Genomic DNA, 23,270 nt, shown 5'->3' on the forward strand with positions numbered 1-23,270 from the left:
ATGCTATTGTATAACCCCAATATCCCATACATCACCCCGACGATCGCACTATCAAGGGATGATGCCGTCCGTCAACCTACTGTTCTCCTCCATTGCCCTGGAGGAGCTTGGACTGGCCCATATCATTAACGCTGAAGGGTGGGTATCCATTCACTGCTTCTTATTATTTATAATTGATTCAAATTACAGGAAGCCGATTGTCTTATCAATCAGCTTCCTTTTGTATTTGATCCACTCTTTAACCGTAAATAGGAGTAAATAGGTTCGTATCCGGTTCAACCGTGAGGTTCAAAGAATATTGTGGATTAATACAATTTAAGGAGGTTAACATCTTGTCTACTCCCAATATTCCGAACATCACTCCTACGGTTGCCGTATCGAGGGATGATGTCGTCAACCTATTATTCTCTTCCATTGCCATGGAGCAGCTTGGACTAGCCCATATCATTAACGCAGAAGGGGAAAAGATCCAGTTCTCCCTCGGCACACTGCCGGGAGTTATCATGGATTTGAACATATAATTTACTGACAGGAAGTGATAGTGTTATGGCTTTTTTATCTACAGGACCGATCGAGAATAATCCGGTTGGCGGAGTGAGGCCTACTCAGCAGGTTACCGTGAAAATTGATAACCGTAGCGCTAACACGGCTTCCACAGTATCGATTCAAGGGTATCATTTGAATTCCGGACTACGAGTCCTGTACGTAAGCGAATTACATCATATTGCAGCGAATCAAGTCATTACGAAGAATTATTACGCTGATTTTAATGGTTTTGAATTTACTTTTGTTACACCGGCTGAATCTGAAGACAGCGATCCGGTACAAGTCTCGGTGTGGGGCAAAAGCAGTACAGGCCAACTCGTAACGGCACACCGGTTAGTGTCTGAAGAACTGCTCGGAGAACATAACGGCGGAGGGGCAGGAGCAACAGGACCGACCGGGGCTACCGGCGCTGCTGGGCCTCGTGGTGTGACCGGACCGACTGGGCCAGGGGCTGGAACTACGGGACCCACTGGTGCGACGGGGCCTCGTGGAGCGACCGGTCCAACAGGGCCAGGGGCTGGAGCTACCGGACCCACTGGTGCGACGGGGCCTCGTGGAGCGACCGGTCCGACAGGGCCAGGGGCTGGAACTACGGGACCCACAGGTGCGACGGGGCCTCGCGGGGTGACAGGACCGACCGGGCCAGGGGCTGGAGCTACCGGACCCACTGGTGCGACGGGGCCTCGTGGAGCGACCGGTCCGACAGGGCCAGGGGCTGGAACTACGGGACCCACTGGTGCGACGGGGCCTCGCGGGGTGACAGGTCCGACCGGGCCAGGCGCTGGGGCTACCGGACCCACTGGTGCGACGGGGCCTCGTGGTGTGACAGGTCCGACCGGTTCAGGGGCTGGAGCTACGGGACCCACTGGTGCGACGGGGCCTCGTGGTGTGACAGGGCCGACCGGTTCAGGGGCAGGGGCTACCGGACCCACTGGTGCGACGGGGCCTCGTGGTGTGACAGGGCCGACCGGTTCAGGGGCTGGAGCTACGGGGCCGACCGGAGCTACAGGACCCACCGGACCCACCGGGGCTACCGGCGCCACGGGCGCTACTGGGGCCACGGGCATTACCGGAGCCACAGGCGCTACCGGACCCACGGGCGCTACCGGAGCCACAGGCGCTACCGGACCCACGGGCGTTACCGGACCCACAGGTGCTACCGGAGCCACAGGCGTTACCGGAGCCACGGGCGCTACCGGACCCACGGGTGCTACCGGACCCACGGGCGTTACCGGAGCCACGGGCGTTACCGGAGCCACGGGCGTTACCGGAGCCACGGGTGCTACCGGAGCTACGGGTGCTACTGGCGCTACCGGCGCTACCGGCGCATCAGGAACATTACATCCTCCAATGTTGTACGTAGGAACTAATAATCGCGTATCTGTCATTAACGCCTTATCGAACGAAATCGTTACAAGCTTCGCAATTACCAGTACGAACTTCGATAGTGCGACGGTAGATACACAGCGCCACCTGCTCTATTATTCCAACGCCGGTAACATTATTCAATATAACGAAATGATGAACCAGATTACCGCCACCTATACTGTAGGGGGAACGCCTCGCGGGATGGCCATCAATACCTTTACAAATAAGCTATATGTGGCTAATTCAATCGCTGCATCTACCAATATTTGGGTAATAGATGTTCCCACAGGTACGGTTACAACGGTTGCAGGTGTTACAACCTTTCCTGTAAATATCGATATCAATTCACTGACCAATACTCTGTATGTTTCTTCAAATTATGTTTCGGTCATTGACGGAAATAATAATGCCGTTATCACGACATTTACTGCCGCTACCAGACCGCATGGAATTCTGATCGATCCTATAGGGAATCAGCTATGGGTTTCCCATTATGCAAACCCAGGTATTGTGAATGTTTTTGATGCAACCAGCTTCGCGATTTTAGGAACGGTGACCGTCGGTGCTAATAACACAAATATTGGAGCAAATCTAATAACCAACCGTTTTTATGTAACGAATTACAACGCACCCTATGTTAGTGTCGTAGACGGTAATCCTCCCTATCCTATCGTTGGTACAATTACGGTCGGAGCCAATCAAGACTCTCCTGCTGTGAACCCATACATCACACTACTGCGGAATACCATTCAATCCAATCTGGTCTATGTCAGTGTTGGAGCTACGAGTAGCGTTGCTGTGATCGATCAGAATAGGAATACGCTGCTTGCCACCATTCCGGTAGGAGCCGCCCCCCTTTGGAGCGTTATTGATCCGTTTATGTCCTAATGTAGAGTGAAAATAGTTGAACAGGCCTTGTCTCAGGTAATACAAGGAGAGGTATGCCTAAGGAGTCGCGCACCTCTCCTTTATGTGAGACAAGACTAGGCGCGGGGCGTTGCATCATCAATGGGATGAATTCTACCGAAAATAAGTAAGTGTGGCATCCATTCATTGTTTCTAGATAAATGATTCAAGTTACTGGAAGCTGATCGCTTTATCTATCAGCTTCCTTTTCCATTGTGCCAACTCTTTCACCGTAAATAGGTTTGTATCCGGTTCAACCGTGAGGTTCAAAGAATATTGTGGATTAATCCAACTTAAGGAGGTTAACATCTTGTCCAATCCCAATATTCCAAACATCACTCCTACGATTGCGTTATCAAGGGATGACGTTGTCAATCTTCTATTCTCCTCCATTGCAATGGAGGAGCTGGGACTTGCCCATATCATTAATGCCGAAGGCGAGAAAATCCAATTTGCCCTCGGCACACTGCCGGGGATCAGCGGTCCCCCTGCCACACTGGCTCAGGTACTGGAGGTTAACAGCAGCACCCAGGCCATGCTAGACACCATCTTCCGCCAGGAGATGATGCTCGATTCCAAGCTTAAGACCGCCGCCAACGTTCCGACGCTCGCTGGACCTACCGGCCCTGCCGGACCTACCGGTGCCGCCGGTGCCGTCACCACGGTCAACGGACAGACCGGTGCAGTGGTATTAGACGCTGCAGATGTAGGTGCATTTCCCGAAAATGTGGAGCCTTCTGGTTCCAATCTCAACACCTTCGTAGAAGCCGGTGTTTATAGCTCCAATAATCCCACCGGCCCGGCCCCTCTGAACGGTCCGACGGGAGTAGCGCATCCACCGGTCTGGACCCTGTATGTCTCACAGGTAGGAACCTATGTGCAACAGATCTATATCTCGAACCCTGTCCTTTTGTACCGTAGCAGCCAGAATAGCGGAGCTACCTGGACTCCGTGGATCGAAATTGGACAACGTGGGGCAACCGGCTCTGTAGGGCCGACCGGGGCAGGGGTTACCGGACCTACAGGAATTCCTGGCGCTACCGGCAACACTGGAGTTACTGGCGCTACCGGGGCCACTGGCGCTACCGGGGCTACCGGAGCTACTGGTGCTACTGGTGCTACTGGGGCCACTGGAGCCACCGGCGCTACTGGAGCCACTGGAGCTACAGGCGCTACCGGCGCTACCGGCGCCACTGGCGCCACTGGCGCCACTGGCGCTACCGGCGCTACTGGTGCCACCGGCGCTACTGGTGCCACCGGCGCTACTGGTGCCACCGGCGCTACTGGTGCCACCGGCGCTACTGGTGCCACCGGCGCTACCGGCGCTACCGGTGCTACCGGCGCTACTGGTGCTACTGGTGCTACCGGCGCTACTGGTGCCACCGGCGCTACCGGAGCCACCGGCGCTACCGGAGCCACCGGCGCTACCGGAGCCACTGGAGCCACTGGAGCCACCGGCGTTACTGGAGCCACCGGCGCTACTGGTGCCACCGGCGCTACCGGTGCTACCGGCGCTACTGGTGCTACCGGCGCTACTGGTGCCACCGGCGCTACCGGAGCCACCGGCGCTACCGGAGCCACTGGAGCCACTGGAGCCACCGGCGTTACTGGAGCCACCGGAGCTACTGGTGCCACCGGAGCTACTGGAGCTACCGGAGCCACCGGCGTTACGGGTGCAACAGGAGCTACTGGTGCTACTGGTGCCACTGGCGCTACCGGAGCCACTGGCGTTACTGGAGCCACCGGCGTTACGGGTGCAACAGGAGCTACTGGTGCTACTGGTGCTACTGGTGCTACTGGAGCCACGGGTGCCACCGGAGCCACCGGCGCTACTGGAGTCACCGGCGCTACTGGAGTCACCGGCGCTACTGGGGCCACTGGGGCTACCGGAGCCACCGGGTCTACCGGTACGATGCAATTCCCCAAAGTATATACTGCCACCAACACTGGGCAGGTCGTATACTCCATTAACGCACTTACCAATCAAGTGATCGCTACCTGGCCTCTTAACCAGCCAGGTACGGGTTTAAAAACAGGTTATGGTGCAGCAATTGATACACTTCGTCACAAGCTTTTCTACTCGGATGGATTCAGCGTCGTCAAAGTGGATGAACTGACAGATCAGATAGAAACGGTGTATGTGGTAGGCGCCCAACCACGCGGTATGTCGATTAACACGATTACCAATACGCTTTATGTTACAAATAATACCAATACCAGCAATAATATTTGGGCTATTGATGTAGATACAGGTGCAATCAGCACAATTACGGTTAGTGCAACTGCTGTACAACCAATCCAGGCTGAAGTTAATCCCTTCACTAATAGGGTGTACACATTACAATCTGCAGTACCTGGGATTACTGTTTACGATGCCAGCACCAGTGCCATTGTTCAAACCATTGCACTGACAGGCACCAACCCTCATGGCCTCGTGGTAGACCCTTTCAGAAATAGACTATGGATAACTTATTACGGCTCTAATTATATCAATTCGTATGATCTCACAACAAGTACGATTGAGACCAACATCGTAATTGCTGGTAGTATTAGTAATATATCCGCAAATCTGGTCACTAATCAGTTGTACGCCACTGGCGCGGCAGTCTATGTAATTGATGGAGATAGCAGAACTGTGGTCGCAACGATTAGTACAGGCGGCAACTCAAATGAACTACCTGCCGTTAACCCTTATACGACCCTTGTTGCAAAGTATCCAGCGAATTCCGTATATGCCGCAGTAGGTCAGAGAAATTATTTGGCAGTTATCGATCAAAAAACGAATACTATAGTTTCTACAATCTTAGTGTCGCAAACCCCGCTTTGGACTGCCATAGATCCTTTTGTGAATTAAATGTTGGAAAAGGAATTACTTGAGGAACACATACTCCTCACTAGGAGGCCAGGATGATATCCATTAGCTTGTGCATGATTGTCAAGAACGAGGCGCACACCCTTAACAACTGCCTGGCATCCGTCAAGGGAATCCCTGATGAGATCATCATCGTCGATACAGGCTCGACAGATCAGACCAGGGAAATCGCCAAGGAATGGACGGATCAGGTATATGACTTCTCTTGGACGGATGACTTCTCAGCGGCGCGCAACGCCTCCTTCCAATACGCCACGAAGCAATACATTCTCTGGTTGGATGCGGATGATATCCTGCTGCCTGAGCAGCGGTCGAAGCTTCTGCAATTAAAGGAGACGTTAGCTGATCACGTGGATGCCGTGAGCATGCCATATGAAATCCCGCAGCAGATAGACCGCGGAGTGGTGAGCTACACGGTTCGTATACGACTGGTGAAGCGCGATAAAGGCTTCGGCTGGCAAGGCGTGGTCCACGAGGATCTTGCAACCGACCAGCCTTACCAGTATCTGTCCTCTGACATTAAAGTGACACACACGAAATCAACCAGCGGGACAGCAGCAAGTCCATCACGCCGCAATCTGGATATCTATGAACGCCATCTGGCCAGGGGCTATAAGCTTACGGTCTCGGATCAATTTCACTATGCCAGAGAGTGCCAGCAGCACCATTTGTATGACCAGGCGATCGAATTCTATGAGTTATGTGTGGACCACCCGGATGTCTCGCTGGAGAATCAGATCTTTGCGATGCATAAGCTTGCGACTTGTTATGTCCAGGCGGGCCAACCGCATAAGGAGCTGGAGCTGACGTTAAAAGCGCTGGCCAAGGATGTCCCCTACCCTGCCTTCAGTTGCCGCATGGGGGAACACTTCCTTAAGCAAGGCCATATTGAGGCAGCGATTCATTGGTACAGCACGGCCTATCTTCATCCGATGAAGGAGCGTTACAATGCTTCTGTCGTGGATACAGCCTTTCAGACCTGGCTCCCTCATGAACAGTTGGCTATGTGCTATGAGATGCTTGGCGATGCCAAGCAAGCCGATACGCACAGACAATGGGCCGGATTTTACAAAATGGGGATCACGGAAAAACCTTATAAACTTAGTAAGAGCTCTTCCGGGAATACAGGGTAACTTTGAGGCAATTTATAATGAAAGGAAGCCGACCGTACTTTAGTCAGCTTCCTTATTTTAGTACTATTTTCTAAGTAAGTTACCATTAGTTATAGGGTCAATAGCAGCTCCAGGAGTAATCAAGCTCTGGAGCTGCCTCTTTCTATTATACATCTGCCCGATTATAGTACGCTCTGCCTCTAAATCCACACCAAACTGGTAAGGCTGAATATTTCTATATTAATCAATTAGTATGCTGCTGACTGGAACGAAATACAAATTACGGACAGGAAGTGATGAAGCAATGGCTTTTTTATCCACAGGACCCATCGAGAATAACCCGGTTAGCGGAGTGAGGCCTACTCAGCAGGTTACCGTGAAAATTGATAACCGCAGTGCTGACACGGCTTCCACAGTATCGATTCAGGGATATTATTTAAATGCCGGAACGAGAGTCTTGTATGTAAGTGAATTACATCATATTTCAGCGAATCAAGTGATTACGAGGAATTATTACGCTGATTTTAATGGTTTTGAATTTACCTTTGTTATACCGGAAGCGTCTCAAGACAGCGGTCCGGTGCAAGTGTCGGTGTGGGGCAAGAGCAGTAACGGTCAACTGGTAACGGCACACCGGTTAGTGTCTGAAGAACTGCTCGGAGAACATAACGGCGGAGGGGCTGGACCGACTGGTGCTACGGGACCTCGCGGTGTGACTGGACCGACCGGGCCGGGAGCTGGAGCTACCGGAGCCACTGGCGCGACGGGACCTCGCGGTGTGACCGGACCAACCGGGCCGGGAGCTGGAGCTACAGGGCCCACGGGTGCCACGGGACCTCGCGGGGTGACCGGACCGACCGGGGCGGGAGCTGGAGCTACAGGGCCCACGGGTGCCACGGGACCTCGCGGGGTGACCGGACCGACCGGGCCGGGAGCTGGAGCTACAGGGCCCACGGGTGCCACGGGACCTCGCGGGGTGACCGGACCGACCGGGCCGGGAGCTGGAGCTACAGGGCCCCGTGGAGTGACTGGTCCTACAGGTCCGGGAGCTGGAGCAACGGGTGTTACTGGAGCCACCGGCGTTACTGGAGCCACCGGCGTTACTGGAGCCACCGGCGTTACTGGAGCCACCGGCGTTACTGGAGCCACCGGCCCTACTGGAGCCACCGGCGCTACTGGAGCCACTGGCCCTACTGGAGCCACAGGCGTTACTGGAGCCACCGGCGTTACTGGAGCCACCGGTGTTACTGGAGCCACCGGCGTTACTGGAGCCACCGGCCCTACTGGAGCCACCGGCGTTACTGGAGCCACCGGCCCTACTGGAGCCACCGGCGTTACTGGAGCCGCCGGCCCTACTGGAGCCACTGGCCCTACTGGAGCCACCGGCCCTACTGGAGCCACCGGCGTTACTGGAGCCGCCGGCCCTACTGGAGCCACTGGCCCTACTGGTCCCTCAATAATTAATAATAATGCCCAGTTTTCTCCGACTGGTCCAGTAGCAGCAACTCAAACTGCGACACCATTCACGGTAGATTTTATCAATGGAAATGGGATCCAGCTTGGTGGACCTAACAATACGGAAATTACGATTTTACCCAACAGTTTATATTTTATCGCTTATACAGTCAGACTTACTTATGCACCCGGTACTGCTGATATTAGCAGCTCAGAAGCTCTTCTTTACCTCAATAACAGCCCGGTACACTTATCTGCACTCAACAAATTCGCAGCTCCGGCTGGCGCTCCAGCAGGCCCCACTGCTATTTCCTTAAACAGTAGTGGATTATTGCAAACCGGAAATGCAGCTTCTCAAACCTTGCGATTAGATTGCAGTTTGAGTTCACCGACTACATTAACTACTCGTGCATTTAATGCAAGCTGGTCCAACTTAAGTATCATTCAAATTATGTAACCGATAAAAGTTGAAAATAGATATTGCATTAGCAAGCTCTAATAGAAGCAACTCCTGTAAAGGAGCTGCTTCTATTGTCTTTTTACAAATCCGGCACATCTGCTGAATCCGTAAATAACCTTACCGGATGGCTATCATTCCCCAGCAAGACCGGCAAGTCTGATTTCTTCATATAATTCTCTTCATAATACAGGAACGGAGCATTTTGACTCGGCGTCTAATGGACTTTCTGTTGTTCATCAACCTTTTATAGCCGGTCTCCTGAGCCCACACCAAACCAGTAAACCTGAATAATACTATATTAATCATTTAGTATGCTGCTGACTGGAACGAAATCCAAATCTACCGACAGGAAGTGATAAAGTAATGGCCTTTTTATCAACAGGACCGATCGAGAATAATCCGGTTAGCGGAGTGAGGCCTACCCAGCAGGTTACCGTGAAAATTGATAACCGCAGCTTGGACACGGCTTCCACAATATCGATTCAGGGATATTATTTAAATGCCGGAACGAGAGTCTTGTATGTAAGCGAATTACATCATATTGCAGCGAATCAAGTAATTACGAAGAATTATTACGCGGATTTTAATGGTTTTGAATTTACCTTTGTTACACCGGCTGCGTCTGAAGACAGTGATCCGGTACAAGTCTCGGTATGGGGTAAGAGTAGTACAGGTCAACTGGTAACGGCACACCGGTTAGTGTCTGAAGAACTGCTCGGAGAACATCATGGCGGGGGGACGGGGCCTACTGGAGCAAGGGGTCCGACCGGACCGACCGGACCCGGAGTAGGTGCAACGGGGCCTACCGGTGCGCCGGGTGATCCCGGGCCTACCGGAGCAAGGGGACCAACCGGACCGACCGGATCAGGGGGAGGAGCAACGGGACCCACTGGTGCGCCGGGTGATCCCGGGCCAACCGGACCAACCGGACCAACCGGTGTAGGAGTGACGGGACCTACAGGCCCAACCGGAGCAAGAGGCCCAACCGGGCCTGGCGTAGGAGAGAAGGGACTCACAGGAGCTACGGGAGCTACGGGAGTCACAGGAGCTACGGGAGTCACAGGAGCTAGAGGTGTGACTGGACCGACCGGGGCAGGTGTGACTGGGGCCACGGGAGTGACGGGTGCAACAGGAGTCACAGGAGCTAGAGGTGTGACCGGACCGACCGGGGCAGGTGTGACTGGGGCCACGGGAGTGACGGGTGTCACGGGAGTCACAGGGGCTACAGGCGTAACCGGACCGACTGGTGCTGGAGTGACGGGGGCGACTGGAGCTACTGGAGCTACCGGAGCCACGGGCGCTACCGGAGCTACTGGCGTCACCGGAGCCACAGGCGCTACTGGCGCCACCGGCACTACCGGAGCCACGGGCGCTACTGGCGCTACTGGCGTCACCGGAGCCACTGGCGTTACTGGAGCCACTGGTGCCACTGGCGTCACCGGAGCCACCGGCGCTACTGGAGCCACGGGCGCTACTGGCGCTACTGGCGTCACCGGAGCCACCGGCGCTACTGGCGCCACCGGCGCTACTGGCGCCACCGGCACTACCGGAGCCACGGGCGCTACTGGCGCTACTGGCGTCACCGGAGCCACTGGCGTTACTGGAGCCACTGGTGCCACTGGCGTCACCGGAGCCACCGGCGCTACTGGAGCCACGGGCGTCACCGGCGTTACTGGGGCCACGGGCGCTACAGGTGCTACAGGCCATACCGGACCGACCGGCGCCAGGGGCCATACCGGACCGACCGGACCCACAGGCTCTCCAAGTACAGCACGCCATCTCTTCATTGGAAATAACCTTTCCACTACGTTTGCTGCCAACACACCAGTTGTGTTTAATCAGACGCTTGTCGATAACGGCGCTCCTGATATTATACTTACAGCACAAACTTCGGTTACTCTGCTAAGAGGATACTATTGGATTTCTTGGAATATAAGCGGAGGTCTTGTCGCTGGAGGTACCGTTTTTTCCTTTGCCTTGCGCAAAGGCGTGAACCTAATTGAGGGTGGCAGAGCAGCAACTAGCGTTGCGCCTGATGCTCCGGGTACTTTTTCTATAGGAGCCGATCTAATTGTAGGTGTAACGGGCGCCAGTAATGATATTAATTTATTTAACGATGGTGACAGTGCGGCTTTAACTGCAGTAGCTGGCCGACTGGCAGCCCAAATGTCCATTATGAAAATATCGGATTAACCGCACCTGTATGTGGAATACTGAATTTCGATCCTGATGGAAAACCAGGAAGCAGCCTCTTTTACAGAGGCTGTTTTTCATTTCTGCTTGGAAGTCCGGTCCGTCTGACAAGTCCGGCACATCTGCAGAATCCGCAATTGCCATGGCTGTAGGAATGCCATTCCTTAGCCCATAACCGTAAAGTCTGCTTTTCCAGATAATTCTCACCACAAATATTACTAATGCCTAATATTCTGGAGACAACAGCCATACATATAGTATAAGGAAGGGCGCAATTATGGACTCAGCGGCTAACTTGCATGAGATCTATTCTTGAGGATACATCTGCGATGCCTTATTCCCGGTGTGCTAACTGACGATTAGAGGAGGATATAGATCGTGTCAATGCCCAATATTCCTGACATTACGCCCTTGATTACCCTGACCCGAAGCGAAGTCATTAATATGCTGCTGTCTTCGATTGCGCTGGAGGAGATCGGTCTTTCTCATATCATGAATGCTGAAGGCGAGAAGATCCAGCGAATGCTGAAATTCGATAGCATCTCTCTGGATGAGATCCTCCAGGTGAACCGCAGCGTGGAACGCATGCTTCGCACCATTCTTAAGAATCAAATGATGCTGCAGTTCAAGCTGGAGGATGTGATTGATCTTGCCGCCAAGAATGAGGGCCCGCCTGATGAGCAGGAAGAAGAATAAACGAAGTCATTGCCTGAATTCAGTCACCCGCCTGGAATAGGCCTTACAGCCGTGATGGCTTAGCCAGACCCGTTACATAGCTGTGACGCTGAGGAACGCGCCAAGCACTTCCCTTGGCTCCCGGTGCTGTCAGATATACTCTTGCCTCCTGTGACAGAGAGCACAGACTCCAGTTGCTGAAGCATTCGATAGTGGGTATCCATACGGCACTGCAGGCGGCTTGCCCTCATACTTTCGTGGATAGCGTCATTGCCGGAATCATTCCTCATACTTCTCAAGCAGCTCGGCAAGCTCCTTAATCTGCAGGGACAGCTTCTCCAGGGAACTCGCCAAATCACGTTTGAAGCCCTCATTGCGCAGAGAGATTACGGATGCCGGATTACCGCTGGATTCACCGGAACCGCCCGGATTGGGATATAACCTGCCAGCTTCAGAATCATTCTCATGGTATAACGGAAACCCCTCTTCAATCAGAATCCGTACGATCGTTCCCAGGTGGTAACGTTCTTTCCTTAGCGTCTCAATCCGTTTCAGCAAGTTCAGCGCCTCATATTTGTACATCACGCTATCCCCCTTCTTCACAATAGGCATAAAGAGGGAATAGTAGGTCAGCCAGCGCTTGACGGTGGTCGGCGGCAGCCTCAACATCTGAATCAGTTCCAATTGGCTGTAAGCTCTACTCATCAACCTTCTCCTTTCGTTATCGCATTATCCGGGATGAATGTAGCCTGAAATATCTGCTATTCTAAAATCTATCCACGAAGTTCGTAATTCATGAGGAAAAAATAAAAAAAATCCGTTTTCTTCCATTTTCAAGGACGAACTATCCATCTTGGAACAATGTAAAAGAGACGCCTGCAGAAGCTGAAGGTTCAGCTGCCTGCAGGCGTCTCTTGTTCTTGAATGACTTCCGGCCGCTTCAGAAATCCATTTCCTTAAGCAATTCCCTCGCCTCCGGGTAATCCGGATTGAGAATCAGCGCCTCCTGTAGCGCAGTCTGCGCCAGCTTATGATTGCCGCTGGACAGATAACAGCGTGACAGGTAATAACAAGCCAGGAAGCTTCCAGCTCCCTTGGTGGTCAGATGCTCATTGCGGTCTTCCCCGAGGGCGATACACTTCTGAAAGACCTCCTCCGCCTCCCGGAATAATTCCATCTCGAACAACATTACTCCCTTGGTGTAATAGAGATCTACATAGTCTGGATAGAGCTGAATCGCCAGATCAATTCCCGCTACGGATTCCCGGGTTGGAGAGGTAACCAGCAGAATCGAATATTTCAATTTGTATAGCAGAGAAGGCGGCAGGTATCCCTGATCCATAAATTGAAGGATGGATGAATTCACATATTCGTAGGCCTCGGCGAAGGCTTCTCTGCGGTACAGGACGCTTGCCATATGGTAATCAATCCACGGATCAGGAGAGCCCTGGTTCTTCTCTTGCTGCAGAAGCAGCATGTTACGCTTGTCTTTGTCCCGCAGACTAACGGTTTCATCCAGATAACCATAATGATAGACGGTCACAGGAAGCTGAAAAATCATGGACTGTACTATAGCCCGGTCAGACAGATGAAGCTGCTCGTGTACACTGCCCTGGAAGCGGAATCCGCTCTCCCGACGGAACATTCGTACCTGGTTCATCCCATGCGCCCGCCGCGGGTCCGGCGGATTCTCACCATAATAGCTAAGCAGATGGATACCTCCCAGCAGGATGGTCTCTGCATCCGTCTCCAGTACTTGCCTGACGCTCATGGCGTCACCGCCCTGCACTTCTTCATCGGCGTCCAGCCAGAGCACCCAATCTCCGGTTGCCTGCTCCAGGCTGTAATTGCGGGCTGCCGAGAAATTTTCCTGCCACTTATAGTCATATACCGCCGCGCCAAAGTCTGCCGCAATCTCTTTGGTGCGATCCGTAGAGCCGGTATCCACGATGATGATTTCATCCACAGCCTCCTGAATACTGCGGAGGCAGTTCTCCAGCCACTGCTCCTCGTTGCGAACAATCATGCACAGAGACAGCTTCTTCTGAGTGTTCAACTTCACAGCCCCCCCGTTACATGGTGAACAGCTTATGGATCACATCCGCAGAATACGACAACATCTCTTCCGTGAGGCCGGGATGCAGTCCAATCCAGAAGGAACGGTTCCTGACTGTGTTCGTGTTCGTCAGCGGCCCTACAATCCTGTAGGTGGCGGTGCTGTATTGGAACTGTTCCAGCGAAGGACCGGGAAACAGCAGGCGGGTACCCACGCGGTGTTCTTCGAGACTCTGGATCAGCTCATTACGCCCGATCGGAGAATGCTCTTTCACAGTGAGCGGAAATCCGAGCCAGTTCGGCTCGCTTCCCGGTGTCTCCTCCGGCAAGTGCAGAGCATACTGCAAAGGCTCCAGAGCATGGTATAGAAATTGAAAATGCTCTCTTCTCTTCCGCGAGAATTCAGGAAGCTTATGAAGCTGCGTCAGACCGATCGCCGCATGGAGATCCGCTGCGTGCAGATGGAAGCTCATGGGGATTAAGAGGCTGCTCCCGGCATATCCCCCAGGAGCCCGCCCCATCTCTGCCGGGGCATTCTTATAGGCATGAGGAGATGCGTTGCCGAGGTCGCGCAGGGATTCCACGATCTGCTTAAGTAGCGAGCTTGAGGTGAGCACCGCCCCTCCTTCGCCCATGGTAATCTGCTGTCCCGGGAAGAAGCTAAGGGTCGCCAAATCACCAAAAGATCCGACCGGTTGCCCCCGGTACATAGACCCCAGAGCATCGCCGGCATCCTCAATCAGCCAGAGGCTGTGCCGGTCTGCAAATTGCTTCACATATTCGATATCAAAAGGATTGCCCAGTGTATGAGCCACCATGACAGCCTTGGTCTTCTCAGTGACCGCCTGATCCAGCAGCTCCGTCTCCATGCTGTAAGCCGGAAGCGTCACATCCACAAATACCGGAACCAGTCCATGCTGGAGAATAGGAATAACGGTGCCGGGAAATCTGCTGGCAATCGTAATAACCTCATCACCAGGTTGTAATCTCCTTGCTCCCAGATAAGGAGAGGTGAGGGCAGAAAGTGCCAACCTATTGGCACTCGTCCCGGAGTTCACCAGGAGAGAGGACCGTGTTCCTGTCGTTTTGGCCAATCGCCTCTCAAACCGTGCGGCCTGGTCTCCTTCAGACAGACAATAATCAAGCGACGCATTCACCAGACCCACAAGCTCCTGCTCGTCGAACACTTTTCCGCTTGCAGGAATCATATCAACTCCCGGTCTGAATGAATGCTCGGGCCGTTGCTCCCTGTAATATAGTGCAGACAATTCCATTATTTGATCTCTTCGGATTGAGTTCAAGCCATCCTCTCCTTTGCTGTTTCATTCATTCCCGGTTCTCACGGATATTGTGGCCTTGGGATAATATATGCGGCTAACGGTAACATAGAAATGATTTATCCTAAGGAAATGAGCAAAGGCTTGTCCATTATGTAATGCAATTGTGGATGCGGCGGACTGGTGGATGTCCACTGTGTTACGGGACAGCTGAAGAACCCGGCAATGCTGAGATGAATGCACAGCCAGGTCCCCTGAATCCGCTGCTGAAGGCAGGAATAATATTAACGCTGCCGTGCAGGATTGCCGACAACGGTAGCTCCGGGCACAACATCCTTGGTTACAACCGCTCCAGCCCCTACAACCGCCTGACTGCCGATTTCTATTGGAAGCAGAGATGCGTTATTGCCTATACGGGCACCCCTGCGGATTCGCGGCCCGCGGTGATGACCTTTGCCGCTGGCCATATACTTATCATTGGACATCGAGCAGCAGGGCCCGATGAAGACCTGATCCTCAATCACCGTATCCGCCGTAATATACGAGCTGGTCTGAATCGTTGTCTCTGATCCGATGATGGTATTCGGCTCGACCATAACATTCCTCCCCAGAATCGTATCCTGCCCAATGACAATCTGTTCGCGGATGCTGGCATGATCTGCAATCAGAACACCGCTGCCGATCACGGAACCGGCATACACCGTAACCTGACTGCCGATCCTTACATCAGCTTCAATGAATAAAGCCGGAAGATCTTTGGCAGGTTTCCTGGCCATCTTCCGGTTCGCACCGGGTTTCTTGCCGAGAATCGTCAGATCCCCTATCACTGTTCGATCTCCAATCTGTGTACCCGCTTTGATCACACAGTGGTGACCGATAGTCACCTGGTTGCCGATGACAACCCCCTCTTCCACTACCACATACTCTCCAAGCTCCACATCCTGCCCGATTCTTGCGCTCTCATGAATGCTCAACGCTCATTCTCCTCACATCTGGTTTAGATTGATTGCAGACGTTGATATATTTCAAGTATCCGCCGGCTGTTCTTGACCATATCATGGTGCTGCTCCACATAGGCTCTTCCTCGGATACCAATCTCCGGCAGACAATCCCGTTCTTGCAGCAAATTCTCCAGGACACTCTGAATCGTATCCGGATTGGCACGGATCAGGGGCAGCTCTGCCGGGTATTGCTCTGTCATGTAATCACTGATCCAGCAGATGACCGGTTTGCCAAGCGCCATACTCTCCACGGCCAGAAGGCCATAGCTGCCGATATGCAGCTGATCAATAATCAGATCCGCCTGCTTATAAATTTCCTTGGCCTGCTCATGAGACATTCCCTGAACCAGTTTGAAATCAAAATTGTACTGCTCCTTCAGTGCTTCAATGGCCTTCAGTACAAAGTTAGTCCCCTTGATTCCCGGATGCGATGGCGCATGGACAATCAGCAGCCTCTCGTTCGGCTTCCATTCTTCTTCTACGGTGTAGTGGGTTAAATCAATCATCACCGGAACAACTGATACCTGGGGATAATACTCCTTCACGTATTGCAGAAGCTCTTTATCGGCAACAATGCAATGCTGAACATGGCCAGATACCCGGGAAAGCCGCCGCCTTACGATCTGTTCATTCTGCTTGACAAGCACGTAAGGATTGCTTTTCTTCGCAACCGAATACAATCTGACATCACTACCCCAGTGCTGCATAACTACTGATTTGCCTGCTTGCTGCAGAAGGGGATAGTCCGTCTGATCAAAAGTGATGCTCTGAGCAAAATGAAAATGAAAAAGATCATATTTCGGAATCAGAGCGAGTGTAAATCTTCGTAATCTATCATATATATCAGGACTTCCGAGTTCAGAAGCCAGCCGCCAGAAGTAATCTGAACCATAGCCCAGATAACTTGAGGAATAATCCAGGTAGTGTGCCATCACCCCGTGAGCTTGTAATCCGCGAGTTAAAGTATTCATTTGATTGGCAATTTCCATGGTCCCCTGAAATACACGCAATGAAGCTGTAGGAAACCTGCTATCAGCTTGTAAGTATAAGTCATTTAACACCTTGTTCTCCGGATAATACTCCAACCCTCTCCATAACCAAAGCCAGCTGTTATGACCATCGTCGTGCAGAGCTGACAGCTCTGCACGATACTTATAATAGACTGAAGTGAGGTCTCCCTCCCTATCCCATCTATTCAGTAAGGACTCCACAGCATCCCACTGCCCCGCCCTACTAGCGGCCTCAACTAACGCTTCAATTTCCCTAGTAATGGCTTCATCCCTCCTTCTGCATGCATCCTTGCTAGCAGCACATAAACTTCTCTTATACCGTGATCACCGGTGCCATTTTCCCGCCTTCATGATCTCTGTGGAGAATTCCGTCAGGGGAAGGGTCACTCTGCGACCTTCCAGAGCTGAACGGTAGATAGCGAAAATAGCTTCTAGAGATTTGCTGGCCTCTGGAGCATCGACAACCATTCCTTCTGGCCCATTCTGAATTCTGTCCAGATAAGCTTCATACATTCGCAGCTGCTCATCCCTGTCTGCTTCGAGCCGGCGGAGCTCCTCTTCCGCTATCTGAACACCCCTTACTTCAAATCGTTCAATGCGCTCCAGCTGGTTCCCGCTAATAATCAGCGTGCCTTTCTCTGCGAACAAACGAAGGGAATAGCCGAAATTGCCGGGCCTGGTAACCGTATTGGCTTCAACAAGCCCCTTGGTCCCATTGCGGAAGGATAAGACGGCAAGCGCTACATCCTCAATTTCTTTGCCAGGCTGGAGTTTTTGCAACTCGCCATACGCCCCCTCTACATCTCCCAGGAACCAGAGAAGCAGATCAATGAGATGAATACCCTGGTTCAGCAGCATACCGCCATCCTGGTCCCAGGTTCCTCTCCAGGCGGCCTGACGGAAATAGTCCGGGGTACGACTGATTTCAATTGAAGCCACGCCATAATACAGATCTCCAAGCAGCCCGCTGGTAATGTAGTTTTTGATTCTCAGCATCGGCAAGCGGTAACGCATCTGATGGCAGACCAGCAGATTCAGACCGCGCTGACTGGCCAGCTTAGACAGCAGCCGAGAATCCTCCAGTGTGAGCGCAAGGGGCTTCTCTATAATGACATGCTTACCAGCAATCAGCGCATCCCCAGCCATATCCGCATGATGTCCGCTGGAAGTCGCAATTACAATAACATTTACCTCGGGATGAATCAGTAAATCCGCATAGTCGGGATACATCGCGATCTCATTTGCAGTATGCCCCGCAGCTTCGGTCAATTGGCCGTGGATAATCTCCATACGCTCTATAGATATATCGCTGATAGCCACAACCCTGGCAGAGCCCAGCCGCGATAGGGTTGCGGCATGCTTCTCTGTAATCCGTCCGCAACCGATAATGCCAATGCCAAGCTTCATGTGATCATTCACTCCTTCCCTGAATAGTTCAGAGCAACCTCCAGGACCTCCTGCTGTTCCACAGCAGACAAGAACGGATGGAGCGGAAGGGCGAAGAGCCGCTCAGATTTGCTCTCTGCAACCGGAAGATCTCCCGGCTTATAGCCGAGCTGCCGGTAGACCTGCTGCAGATGCAGAGGCAGCGGATAATAAGACCCGCTGGCGATGTTGTTAGCCTGCAAGTATGCCATGAAGTCATCTCTCTGTTCATGCTCCACACAATATAGATGATAGACATGAGAATTGCCCTGATACCGGTTCACCGGTGTGCTCAGCCCGCTCTTCCCGTTCAAGCTGTCGTACACCTGCGCAAGAGCGCGGCGTACTCCATTCCAGCCGTCGATATGCTTCAGTCCCCTGCGGAGTACTGCCGCATGAATTTCATCCAGCCTGCTGTTGAAGCCAATCTCTTCATGATAGTATTTCTTCACACTGCCATGATGCCGGAGCTTCCGCAGCCGACCGGCCAATTCTCCGTCCCTTGTCACCAGCATTCCTCCGTCACCGATGGTGGACAGATTCTTGGTTGGAAAGAAGGAGTAGCAGCCGATTCTGCCAATCGTTCCGAGCTTGACTCCGTTATCCTCCGCTCCGAAGGCCTGACAGGCATCTTCAATCAGCTCCAGACCGTATTGTTCAGCCAATACCGAGAACGCCTGCATACCGCAGGATTGGCCAAAGATATGCACCGGCAGAATAGCTTTGGTCTGCGGGGTAATTCTTGCTTCAACGGATGCCGGGTCCAGATTATAAGTCTCTGGATCAATGTCCGCGAAGACCGGTGTTGCTCCAACTCTTGAGATCGCCTCTGCTGTAGCGAAGAAGGTGAACGGCGTCGTAATGACTTCATCTCCCTCACCAATATTAAGTGCCGTCAGGGCCATAACCAATGCATCTGTCCCGTTACCGACAGAGACGGCATAGGGGACCTGCAGATAGGCTGCTGCTTCTTCCTCGAAACGTCTTACCTCTTCGCCAAGAATAAACTGGCCGCGATCCAGTACATCTCCAACTGCACTTAGAATTTCGGATTTCATGGACTGGAATTGTCTGTCGATCTGAATCAGTGAGATCAAGCGATTCACGCTCCTTAAGCGGATGGATTCGGTGTTGAAACGGTGCAGCCTGGCATCCTTCCAGGTTCTTCACTCTCCAAATGGCGCATATGTTATTCATGCATAAATATGGATGTAGGAGGCTGGCAATTATGAACCTTGCGGATTTCCCGGATTTCAGCGGGAAGCATGTTTTTATTACCGGAGGAGCCGGGTTTATCGGCTCCTCACTGATCGGTGCAATTATTGAACATAATAAGGTGACAGTGTATGATAATTTCTCCCGGAATGCATTGAAGTTCAAACCCTACCGCAACCATCCTAATCTGAACATCGTACATGGTGATATTCTCGATCCGGAAGCGCTAAAGACTGCTATTCAGGGCGCGACCCATGTCGTCCATGCCGCAGGCATAGCAGGGATTGATACGGTGATCCGAAATCCCGTGCAGACGATGAAGGTCAATATGATCGGCTCCTCCAACCTGCTGGAAGCAGCGGCCACTCTGGATCACTGTGAGCGCGTAATCTGCTTCAGCACCAGCGAGGTCTTCGGGCAGGTTGCCTTTCGCGCCAACGAGTCCAATGCCACCGTGCTGGGAGCTGTAGGCGAAGCAAGATGGACCTATGCGGTAAGCAAGCTTGCCGAAGAGCATCTAACTTATGCCCACTATAAGGAGTTTGGCTTGCCCACCGTCATTATCCGGCCATTCAATATCTATGGTCCCGGACAAATCGGAGAAGGCGCCATTAAGACGATGATTGAGCTTGCTCTGCAGAACCAGACCATTCAGGTGCATGGCAGCGGGACTCAAATCCGGGCCTGGTGTTATGTCGATGACATGGTTGAAGGCATTATGCGCTGCCTCACGGTAGATGCAGCAGTCGGAGAATCCTTCAACCTGGGTAACGAATCTACCATTATCACTATTTATGGCCTTGCCAATACCATTGTGCGCGTGCTGGGCTCCAAGTCTCCTATTCAGTTCCAGGCGAAGGACACCGTCGATGTCGAACTGCGCATCCCTGAACTTAACAAAGCCAGACAGGTGCTTGGCTTCCAGGCCAAGATCGACCTGGAGGAAGGCATCAAGCTTACAGCCGCCCATATCCGTCAGGGGATGGATAATAATTCTATATGAAGGGGCTTAACACATGAACACTACACACTATGACCGGATATTCATCACCGGCTATTCCAGCTTTATCGGGAGTCATGTATTCAGCCTTCTCAGAGATTCGGGAATGGACGGTCAGGTCATCTTGCTAGGGCGTAAACCGCAGGTCCGTACTTCCGCCTCCTGGCAATACTTAGATCTTACGGAGCCGCAGCCTGCGGGCCTTCCCTACAGCGGCCGTAATCTTCTTATCCATTACGCGGCACAACTGCCCGGCTCTACTTCTGTAGATTATAAGAAGCTGTTCAACAGCGAAGCAGATTTCCTGGAGCGTTGCCGGATTATGCAGATTACAGATGTTGTATATGCCTCTACTGGAGGAGTCTATGGATATTCCGGCAGCAGACGGGAGAGTGATATACCCCATCCGGAAGATCCCTATTCTGCATACAAGTTCGCAATCGAAGAGAATATCGCCTGTCTGTGGCCGCGCAGCCACCTGATTCTGCGTTATTTCTTCCCCTTCGGGGGCGGTCAGAGAATCCCCCGGCTTATTCCGGGGCTGATTCATAAACTTATGGGTGATGAGACGATACGGATAGCCGGAGAGCGCCATGGTCTGGTACTGAATCCCGTCTACATCGCGGATGCTGCTGAAGCATCTGTCTGGTTGATCCGCAATAATCTGCACGGCATCTACAATATCGCTGGCCGCCACAGCCTGACTCTGCTCGAGCTGGTTCAACAGTTATCGAGTGGGCTGAACCGGACACTCAAGCTTGAATATTCTGATGAGCAGGACAGGGAAATGACCGGCTCCGTCGATAAACTGCTATCTATGCACAGTGGCCTGTTATCCACCCCCTGGAACGAAGCCATCCGCCGTACAGTGATATATCATGTGGACCCCTCAGCATCTTTAAGCGAAGGAGCGGTCAGAGATGAAGCAATGGAAAAGTGAGGGCAGCGGTGAGATCAACCGTAGACTCCTGGGAAGCTGCGGAGACAACGTCATCTTCGAAGACGGTGTCCGCATCTTCCACCCTGAGAATGTACACCTTGGCGACAATGTATACATTGGCCACAACACTATTCTTAAAGGTTATTACAAGCACGAACTACGCATTGGTTCACATAGTTGGATAGGTCCCGGCTGCTTCCTGCATGGTGCAGGAGGTCTATATATTGGTGAATACAGCGGAATCGGTCCGGCTGTGCGGATTCATGGAGCCACCCATATCGAAGGAGAGGAACCGGAAGCGCCTATGGTTTTTGCACCACTCACCTTTACTTCCATCCAGATCGAAGAGAACTGCAATATTGGAATCGGGGCAACCATACTGGGCGGAGTGACCATTGGTGCCCATAGCCGGATTGGAGCCGGTGCAGTGGTCAGCCGCACTGTCCCAGCTTATAGTGTTGCTGTAGGTATACCCGCTAAGGTTATTCGGCACCGGAACCAAGGCACGGCTGATACTATGAAATAATATCCCTTTTGGCGGAAGCCATGCCGCTCCTCCAAGAAGGAGCGGCAACGCATGGAGAGATAACTGTCAAGCGATATTCAATGGGTGCGAGGAATCCTGGTCAGGAATGACTATGAAGGGTTCCTCCTATTCTGTTGGCGTTTCTTCCTTGGGCTTAACTTTTCCCTCGAACCATTGGCGATTGTGGAGGATCGCAGCATCAGTCGGACGGAACGTCGCGGCCAGCTCGTTGTGTTCATTCGCCTTTTCGAGATCTCCTAACTTGGAATAGCAAAGGCACATCTGCAGGTGGGGGTACCAGGTGGAGTATGCAGGATAACTGAAGCTCCATTGATTGTCATCCGGCTGAAGCTTGGTGGCCAGGTCATACCAGAATATGGCGTGCTTATATTCTTTATTTACCTGAAAGTTATAACCGATTCGGCTGCAGGCCTCTGGACGGGGTGTACGCGTGAACTGGAACGACTGCAGCAGCGAGGCGAGCTCATTGAAGCTGTCACCGAGCGCGCGGTAGCAGTCACCCTTATTAATGCAGGCATAGAATTTGTCTTCGACCCATCCATCCTTCATCTCAATATTCTTGTCATACGCCTTGATGGCTTCTTCCGGGTGGCCGTTCTCGCGCAGTTCATTCCCGTAATAGAAATAATCGCGGGGGGAGAATACATCTCCCCGTTCAATCCGTGTCTTGTATATGGACAGGTTACGTCCTACAGAATGCTTGATCTTCTTATGGGTGACCGAGATATTCTCGTTGATGATCTTGCCAAAGACATTCAGATATTGGTGAGCCTCTCCCTGCCACTGGAAATTGCGGTCCCGGCGTACCATACGGTTGCGGCGGTACCGCAGAGTAACATTTCCATAAGCGTCTGTCCCAGCGTCATAGAACATAGATACAGAATCTACCGAAGGATCGAGGGTCTCCTTGAGCTTGCGCAGCTTCTCGCGGTCTTCGTCCAGAATGACATCATCCGCATCCAGATACAGCAGGTATTCCTTCGTAGCATGTTTGAAGGACTCCGTACGGGCTTCAGCAAAGCTTCCTGTCCATGGAAAGAAAAATACGCGGTCCGTATAACGCTTAGCAATCTCCACTGTGCTGTCTGTTGAACCGGTATCGATAATATTAATCTCATCCACAATGTCATGGATAGAGTCCAGGCAACGGGCCAGCACCGCTTCTTCATTCTTAACGATCATACACAAGCTGATAGTAATCATATGATTTCCT

The 23,270-nt window shown here is 52.4% G+C and carries 18 protein-coding genes and 1 pseudogene; 11 read left to right on the forward strand and 8 right to left on the reverse strand.

The annotated features are described in order from the left end of the window. The first annotated feature begins 61 nt into the window (after positions 1–61). From HQN87_RS33270 to HQN87_RS28565, 8 genes and pseudogenes are all read left to right on the forward strand, one after another. The gene (locus HQN87_RS33270; protein WP_485020540.1) at positions 62–262 is read left to right on the forward strand and encodes an alpha-helical endospore appendage domain-containing protein; all 201 of its coding nucleotides are present in this window, start codon (positions 62–64) and stop codon (positions 260–262) included. Between the two features lie 70 nt (positions 263–332). Continuing rightward, positions 333–500: pseudogene (locus HQN87_RS28535) on the forward strand (alpha-helical endospore appendage domain-containing protein); the annotation flags it as partial. A 46-nt stretch (positions 501–546) separates the two neighbouring features. Next, positions 547–2,802, forward strand: a complete 2,256-nt coding sequence (locus HQN87_RS33140) for a collagen-like triple helix repeat-containing protein (protein WP_254075715.1) — start codon at positions 547–549, stop codon at positions 2,800–2,802. A gap of 328 nt (positions 2,803–3,130) precedes the next feature. After that, positions 3,131–5,674 (forward strand): alpha-helical endospore appendage domain-containing protein, encoded by a 2,544-nt coding sequence (locus HQN87_RS32890; RefSeq protein ID WP_301953236.1) that lies wholly within the window; start codon positions 3,131–3,133, stop codon positions 5,672–5,674. 74 nt (positions 5,675–5,748) lie between these two features. Further along, complete coding sequence (locus HQN87_RS28550) at positions 5,749–6,825, forward strand: tetratricopeptide repeat-containing glycosyltransferase family 2 protein (RefSeq protein WP_173140212.1); 1,077 nt, start codon at positions 5,749–5,751, stop codon at positions 6,823–6,825. 283 nt (positions 6,826–7,108) lie between these two features. Further along, entirely contained in the window at positions 7,109–8,716 is a 1,608-nt protein-coding gene (locus HQN87_RS32895) for a collagen-like domain-containing protein (RefSeq protein ID WP_173140213.1), read from the forward strand. A gap of 366 nt (positions 8,717–9,082) precedes the next feature. Then, positions 9,083–10,912, forward strand: coding sequence for a collagen-like protein (locus tag HQN87_RS28560; protein WP_173140215.1), 1,830 nt, complete (start codon positions 9,083–9,085; stop codon positions 10,910–10,912). Between the two features lie 378 nt (positions 10,913–11,290). Beyond that, a complete protein-coding gene (locus HQN87_RS28565; protein ID WP_173140217.1) occupies positions 11,291–11,608 on the forward strand; it encodes an alpha-helical endospore appendage domain-containing protein in 318 nt (105 codons plus the stop codon). A 258-nt stretch (positions 11,609–11,866) separates the two neighbouring features. On the opposite strand, the gene HQN87_RS28570 is transcribed toward HQN87_RS28565, so the two are convergent. The 7 genes from HQN87_RS28570 to HQN87_RS28600 all read right to left on the reverse strand — a co-directional run bounded on the left by HQN87_RS28570 (position 11,867) and on the right by HQN87_RS28600 (position 19,461). Next, positions 11,867–12,292 carry a MerR family transcriptional regulator gene (locus HQN87_RS28570; RefSeq protein ID WP_173140219.1) on the reverse strand — a complete coding sequence of 142 codons (426 nt, stop codon included), beginning with the start codon at positions 12,290–12,292 and terminating at the stop codon, positions 11,867–11,869. 235 nt (positions 12,293–12,527) lie between these two features. After that, positions 12,528–13,643 (reverse strand): glycosyltransferase, encoded by a 1,116-nt coding sequence (locus tag HQN87_RS28575; RefSeq protein WP_173140221.1) that lies wholly within the window; start codon positions 13,641–13,643, stop codon positions 12,528–12,530. Positions 13,644–13,659: 16 nt separating this feature from the next. Further along, positions 13,660–14,943, reverse strand: a complete 1,284-nt coding sequence (rfbH, locus tag HQN87_RS28580; RefSeq protein WP_301953237.1) for a lipopolysaccharide biosynthesis protein RfbH — start codon at positions 14,941–14,943, stop codon at positions 13,660–13,662. A 260-nt stretch (positions 14,944–15,203) separates the two neighbouring features. Beyond that, a complete protein-coding gene (locus HQN87_RS28585) occupies positions 15,204–15,893 on the reverse strand; it encodes an N-acetyltransferase (protein WP_173140225.1) in 690 nt (229 codons plus the stop codon). A 23-nt stretch (positions 15,894–15,916) separates the two neighbouring features. After that, positions 15,917–16,891: a glycosyltransferase family 4 protein gene (locus HQN87_RS28590; RefSeq protein ID WP_173140227.1), complete on the reverse strand. Its 975-nt coding sequence runs from the start codon at positions 16,889–16,891 to the stop codon at positions 15,917–15,919. A 363-nt stretch (positions 16,892–17,254) separates the two neighbouring features. Further along, positions 17,255–18,337, reverse strand: a complete 1,083-nt coding sequence (locus HQN87_RS28595) for a Gfo/Idh/MocA family protein (protein WP_173140229.1) — start codon at positions 18,335–18,337, stop codon at positions 17,255–17,257. Between the two features lie 8 nt (positions 18,338–18,345). Then, positions 18,346–19,461, reverse strand: a complete 1,116-nt coding sequence (locus HQN87_RS28600; RefSeq protein WP_343221787.1) for a DegT/DnrJ/EryC1/StrS family aminotransferase — start codon at positions 19,459–19,461, stop codon at positions 18,346–18,348. Positions 19,462–19,583: 122 nt separating this feature from the next. Between HQN87_RS28600 and HQN87_RS28605 the strand changes: the two genes are divergently transcribed. Genes HQN87_RS28605 through HQN87_RS28615 form a run of 3 tightly spaced genes read left to right on the forward strand, consistent with a single transcriptional unit; the run spans position 19,584 to position 22,036 of the window. Continuing rightward, positions 19,584–20,573, forward strand: a complete 990-nt coding sequence (locus HQN87_RS28605) for an NAD-dependent epimerase/dehydratase family protein (protein WP_173140233.1) — start codon at positions 19,584–19,586, stop codon at positions 20,571–20,573. A gap of 13 nt (positions 20,574–20,586) precedes the next feature. Then, positions 20,587–21,510, forward strand: a complete 924-nt coding sequence (locus HQN87_RS28610; protein ID WP_173140235.1) for an NAD-dependent epimerase/dehydratase family protein — start codon at positions 20,587–20,589, stop codon at positions 21,508–21,510. Continuing rightward, entirely contained in the window at positions 21,491–22,036 is a 546-nt protein-coding gene (locus HQN87_RS28615) for an acyltransferase (RefSeq protein ID WP_173140237.1), read from the forward strand. Before HQN87_RS28610 ends, HQN87_RS28615 begins: the two co-directional genes overlap by 20 nt. Before the next feature lie 126 nt (positions 22,037–22,162). Here HQN87_RS28615 and HQN87_RS28620 read toward each other — a convergent pair whose 3' ends face one another. Beyond that, the gene (locus HQN87_RS28620; RefSeq protein ID WP_173140239.1) at positions 22,163–23,260 is read right to left on the reverse strand and encodes a glycosyltransferase; all 1,098 of its coding nucleotides are present in this window, start codon (positions 23,258–23,260) and stop codon (positions 22,163–22,165) included. Between the last annotated feature and the right edge of the window lie 10 nt (positions 23,261–23,270).

This window comes from Paenibacillus tritici, from assembly GCF_013204885.1.
Classification (GTDB): Bacteria; Bacillota; Bacilli; order Paenibacillales; family Paenibacillaceae; genus Paenibacillus_AQ; species Paenibacillus_AQ tritici.

Bases quoted from the DNA above. Each gene is read 5' to 3' on its own strand.
- HQN87_RS28560 (WP_173140215.1), top strand. From the start codon at position 9,083: ATGGCCTTTTTATCAACAGGACCGATCGAGAATAATCCGGTTAGCGGA.
- HQN87_RS28590 (WP_173140227.1), bottom strand. From the start codon at position 16,891: ATGAATACTTTAACTCGCGGATTACAAGCTCACGGGGTGATGGCACAC.
- HQN87_RS33270 (WP_485020540.1), top strand. From the start codon at position 62: ATGCCGTCCGTCAACCTACTGTTCTCCTCCATTGCCCTGGAGGAGCTT.
- HQN87_RS28595 (WP_173140229.1), bottom strand. From the start codon at position 18,337: ATGAAGCTTGGCATTGGCATTATCGGTTGCGGACGGATTACAGAGAAG.
- HQN87_RS28570 (WP_173140219.1), bottom strand. From the start codon at position 12,292: ATGAGTAGAGCTTACAGCCAATTGGAACTGATTCAGATGTTGAGGCTG.
- HQN87_RS28550 (WP_173140212.1), top strand. From the start codon at position 5,749: ATGATTGTCAAGAACGAGGCGCACACCCTTAACAACTGCCTGGCATCC.
- HQN87_RS28620 (WP_173140239.1), bottom strand. From the start codon at position 23,260: ATGATTACTATCAGCTTGTGTATGATCGTTAAGAATGAAGAAGCGGTG.
- HQN87_RS28615 (WP_173140237.1), top strand. From the start codon at position 21,491: ATGAAGCAATGGAAAAGTGAGGGCAGCGGTGAGATCAACCGTAGACTC.
- HQN87_RS32895 (WP_173140213.1), top strand. From the start codon at position 7,109: ATGGCTTTTTTATCCACAGGACCCATCGAGAATAACCCGGTTAGCGGA.
- HQN87_RS33140 (WP_254075715.1), top strand. From the start codon at position 547: ATGGCTTTTTTATCTACAGGACCGATCGAGAATAATCCGGTTGGCGGA.
- HQN87_RS28610 (WP_173140235.1), top strand. From the start codon at position 20,587: ATGAACACTACACACTATGACCGGATATTCATCACCGGCTATTCCAGC.
- HQN87_RS28605 (WP_173140233.1), top strand. From the start codon at position 19,584: ATGAACCTTGCGGATTTCCCGGATTTCAGCGGGAAGCATGTTTTTATT.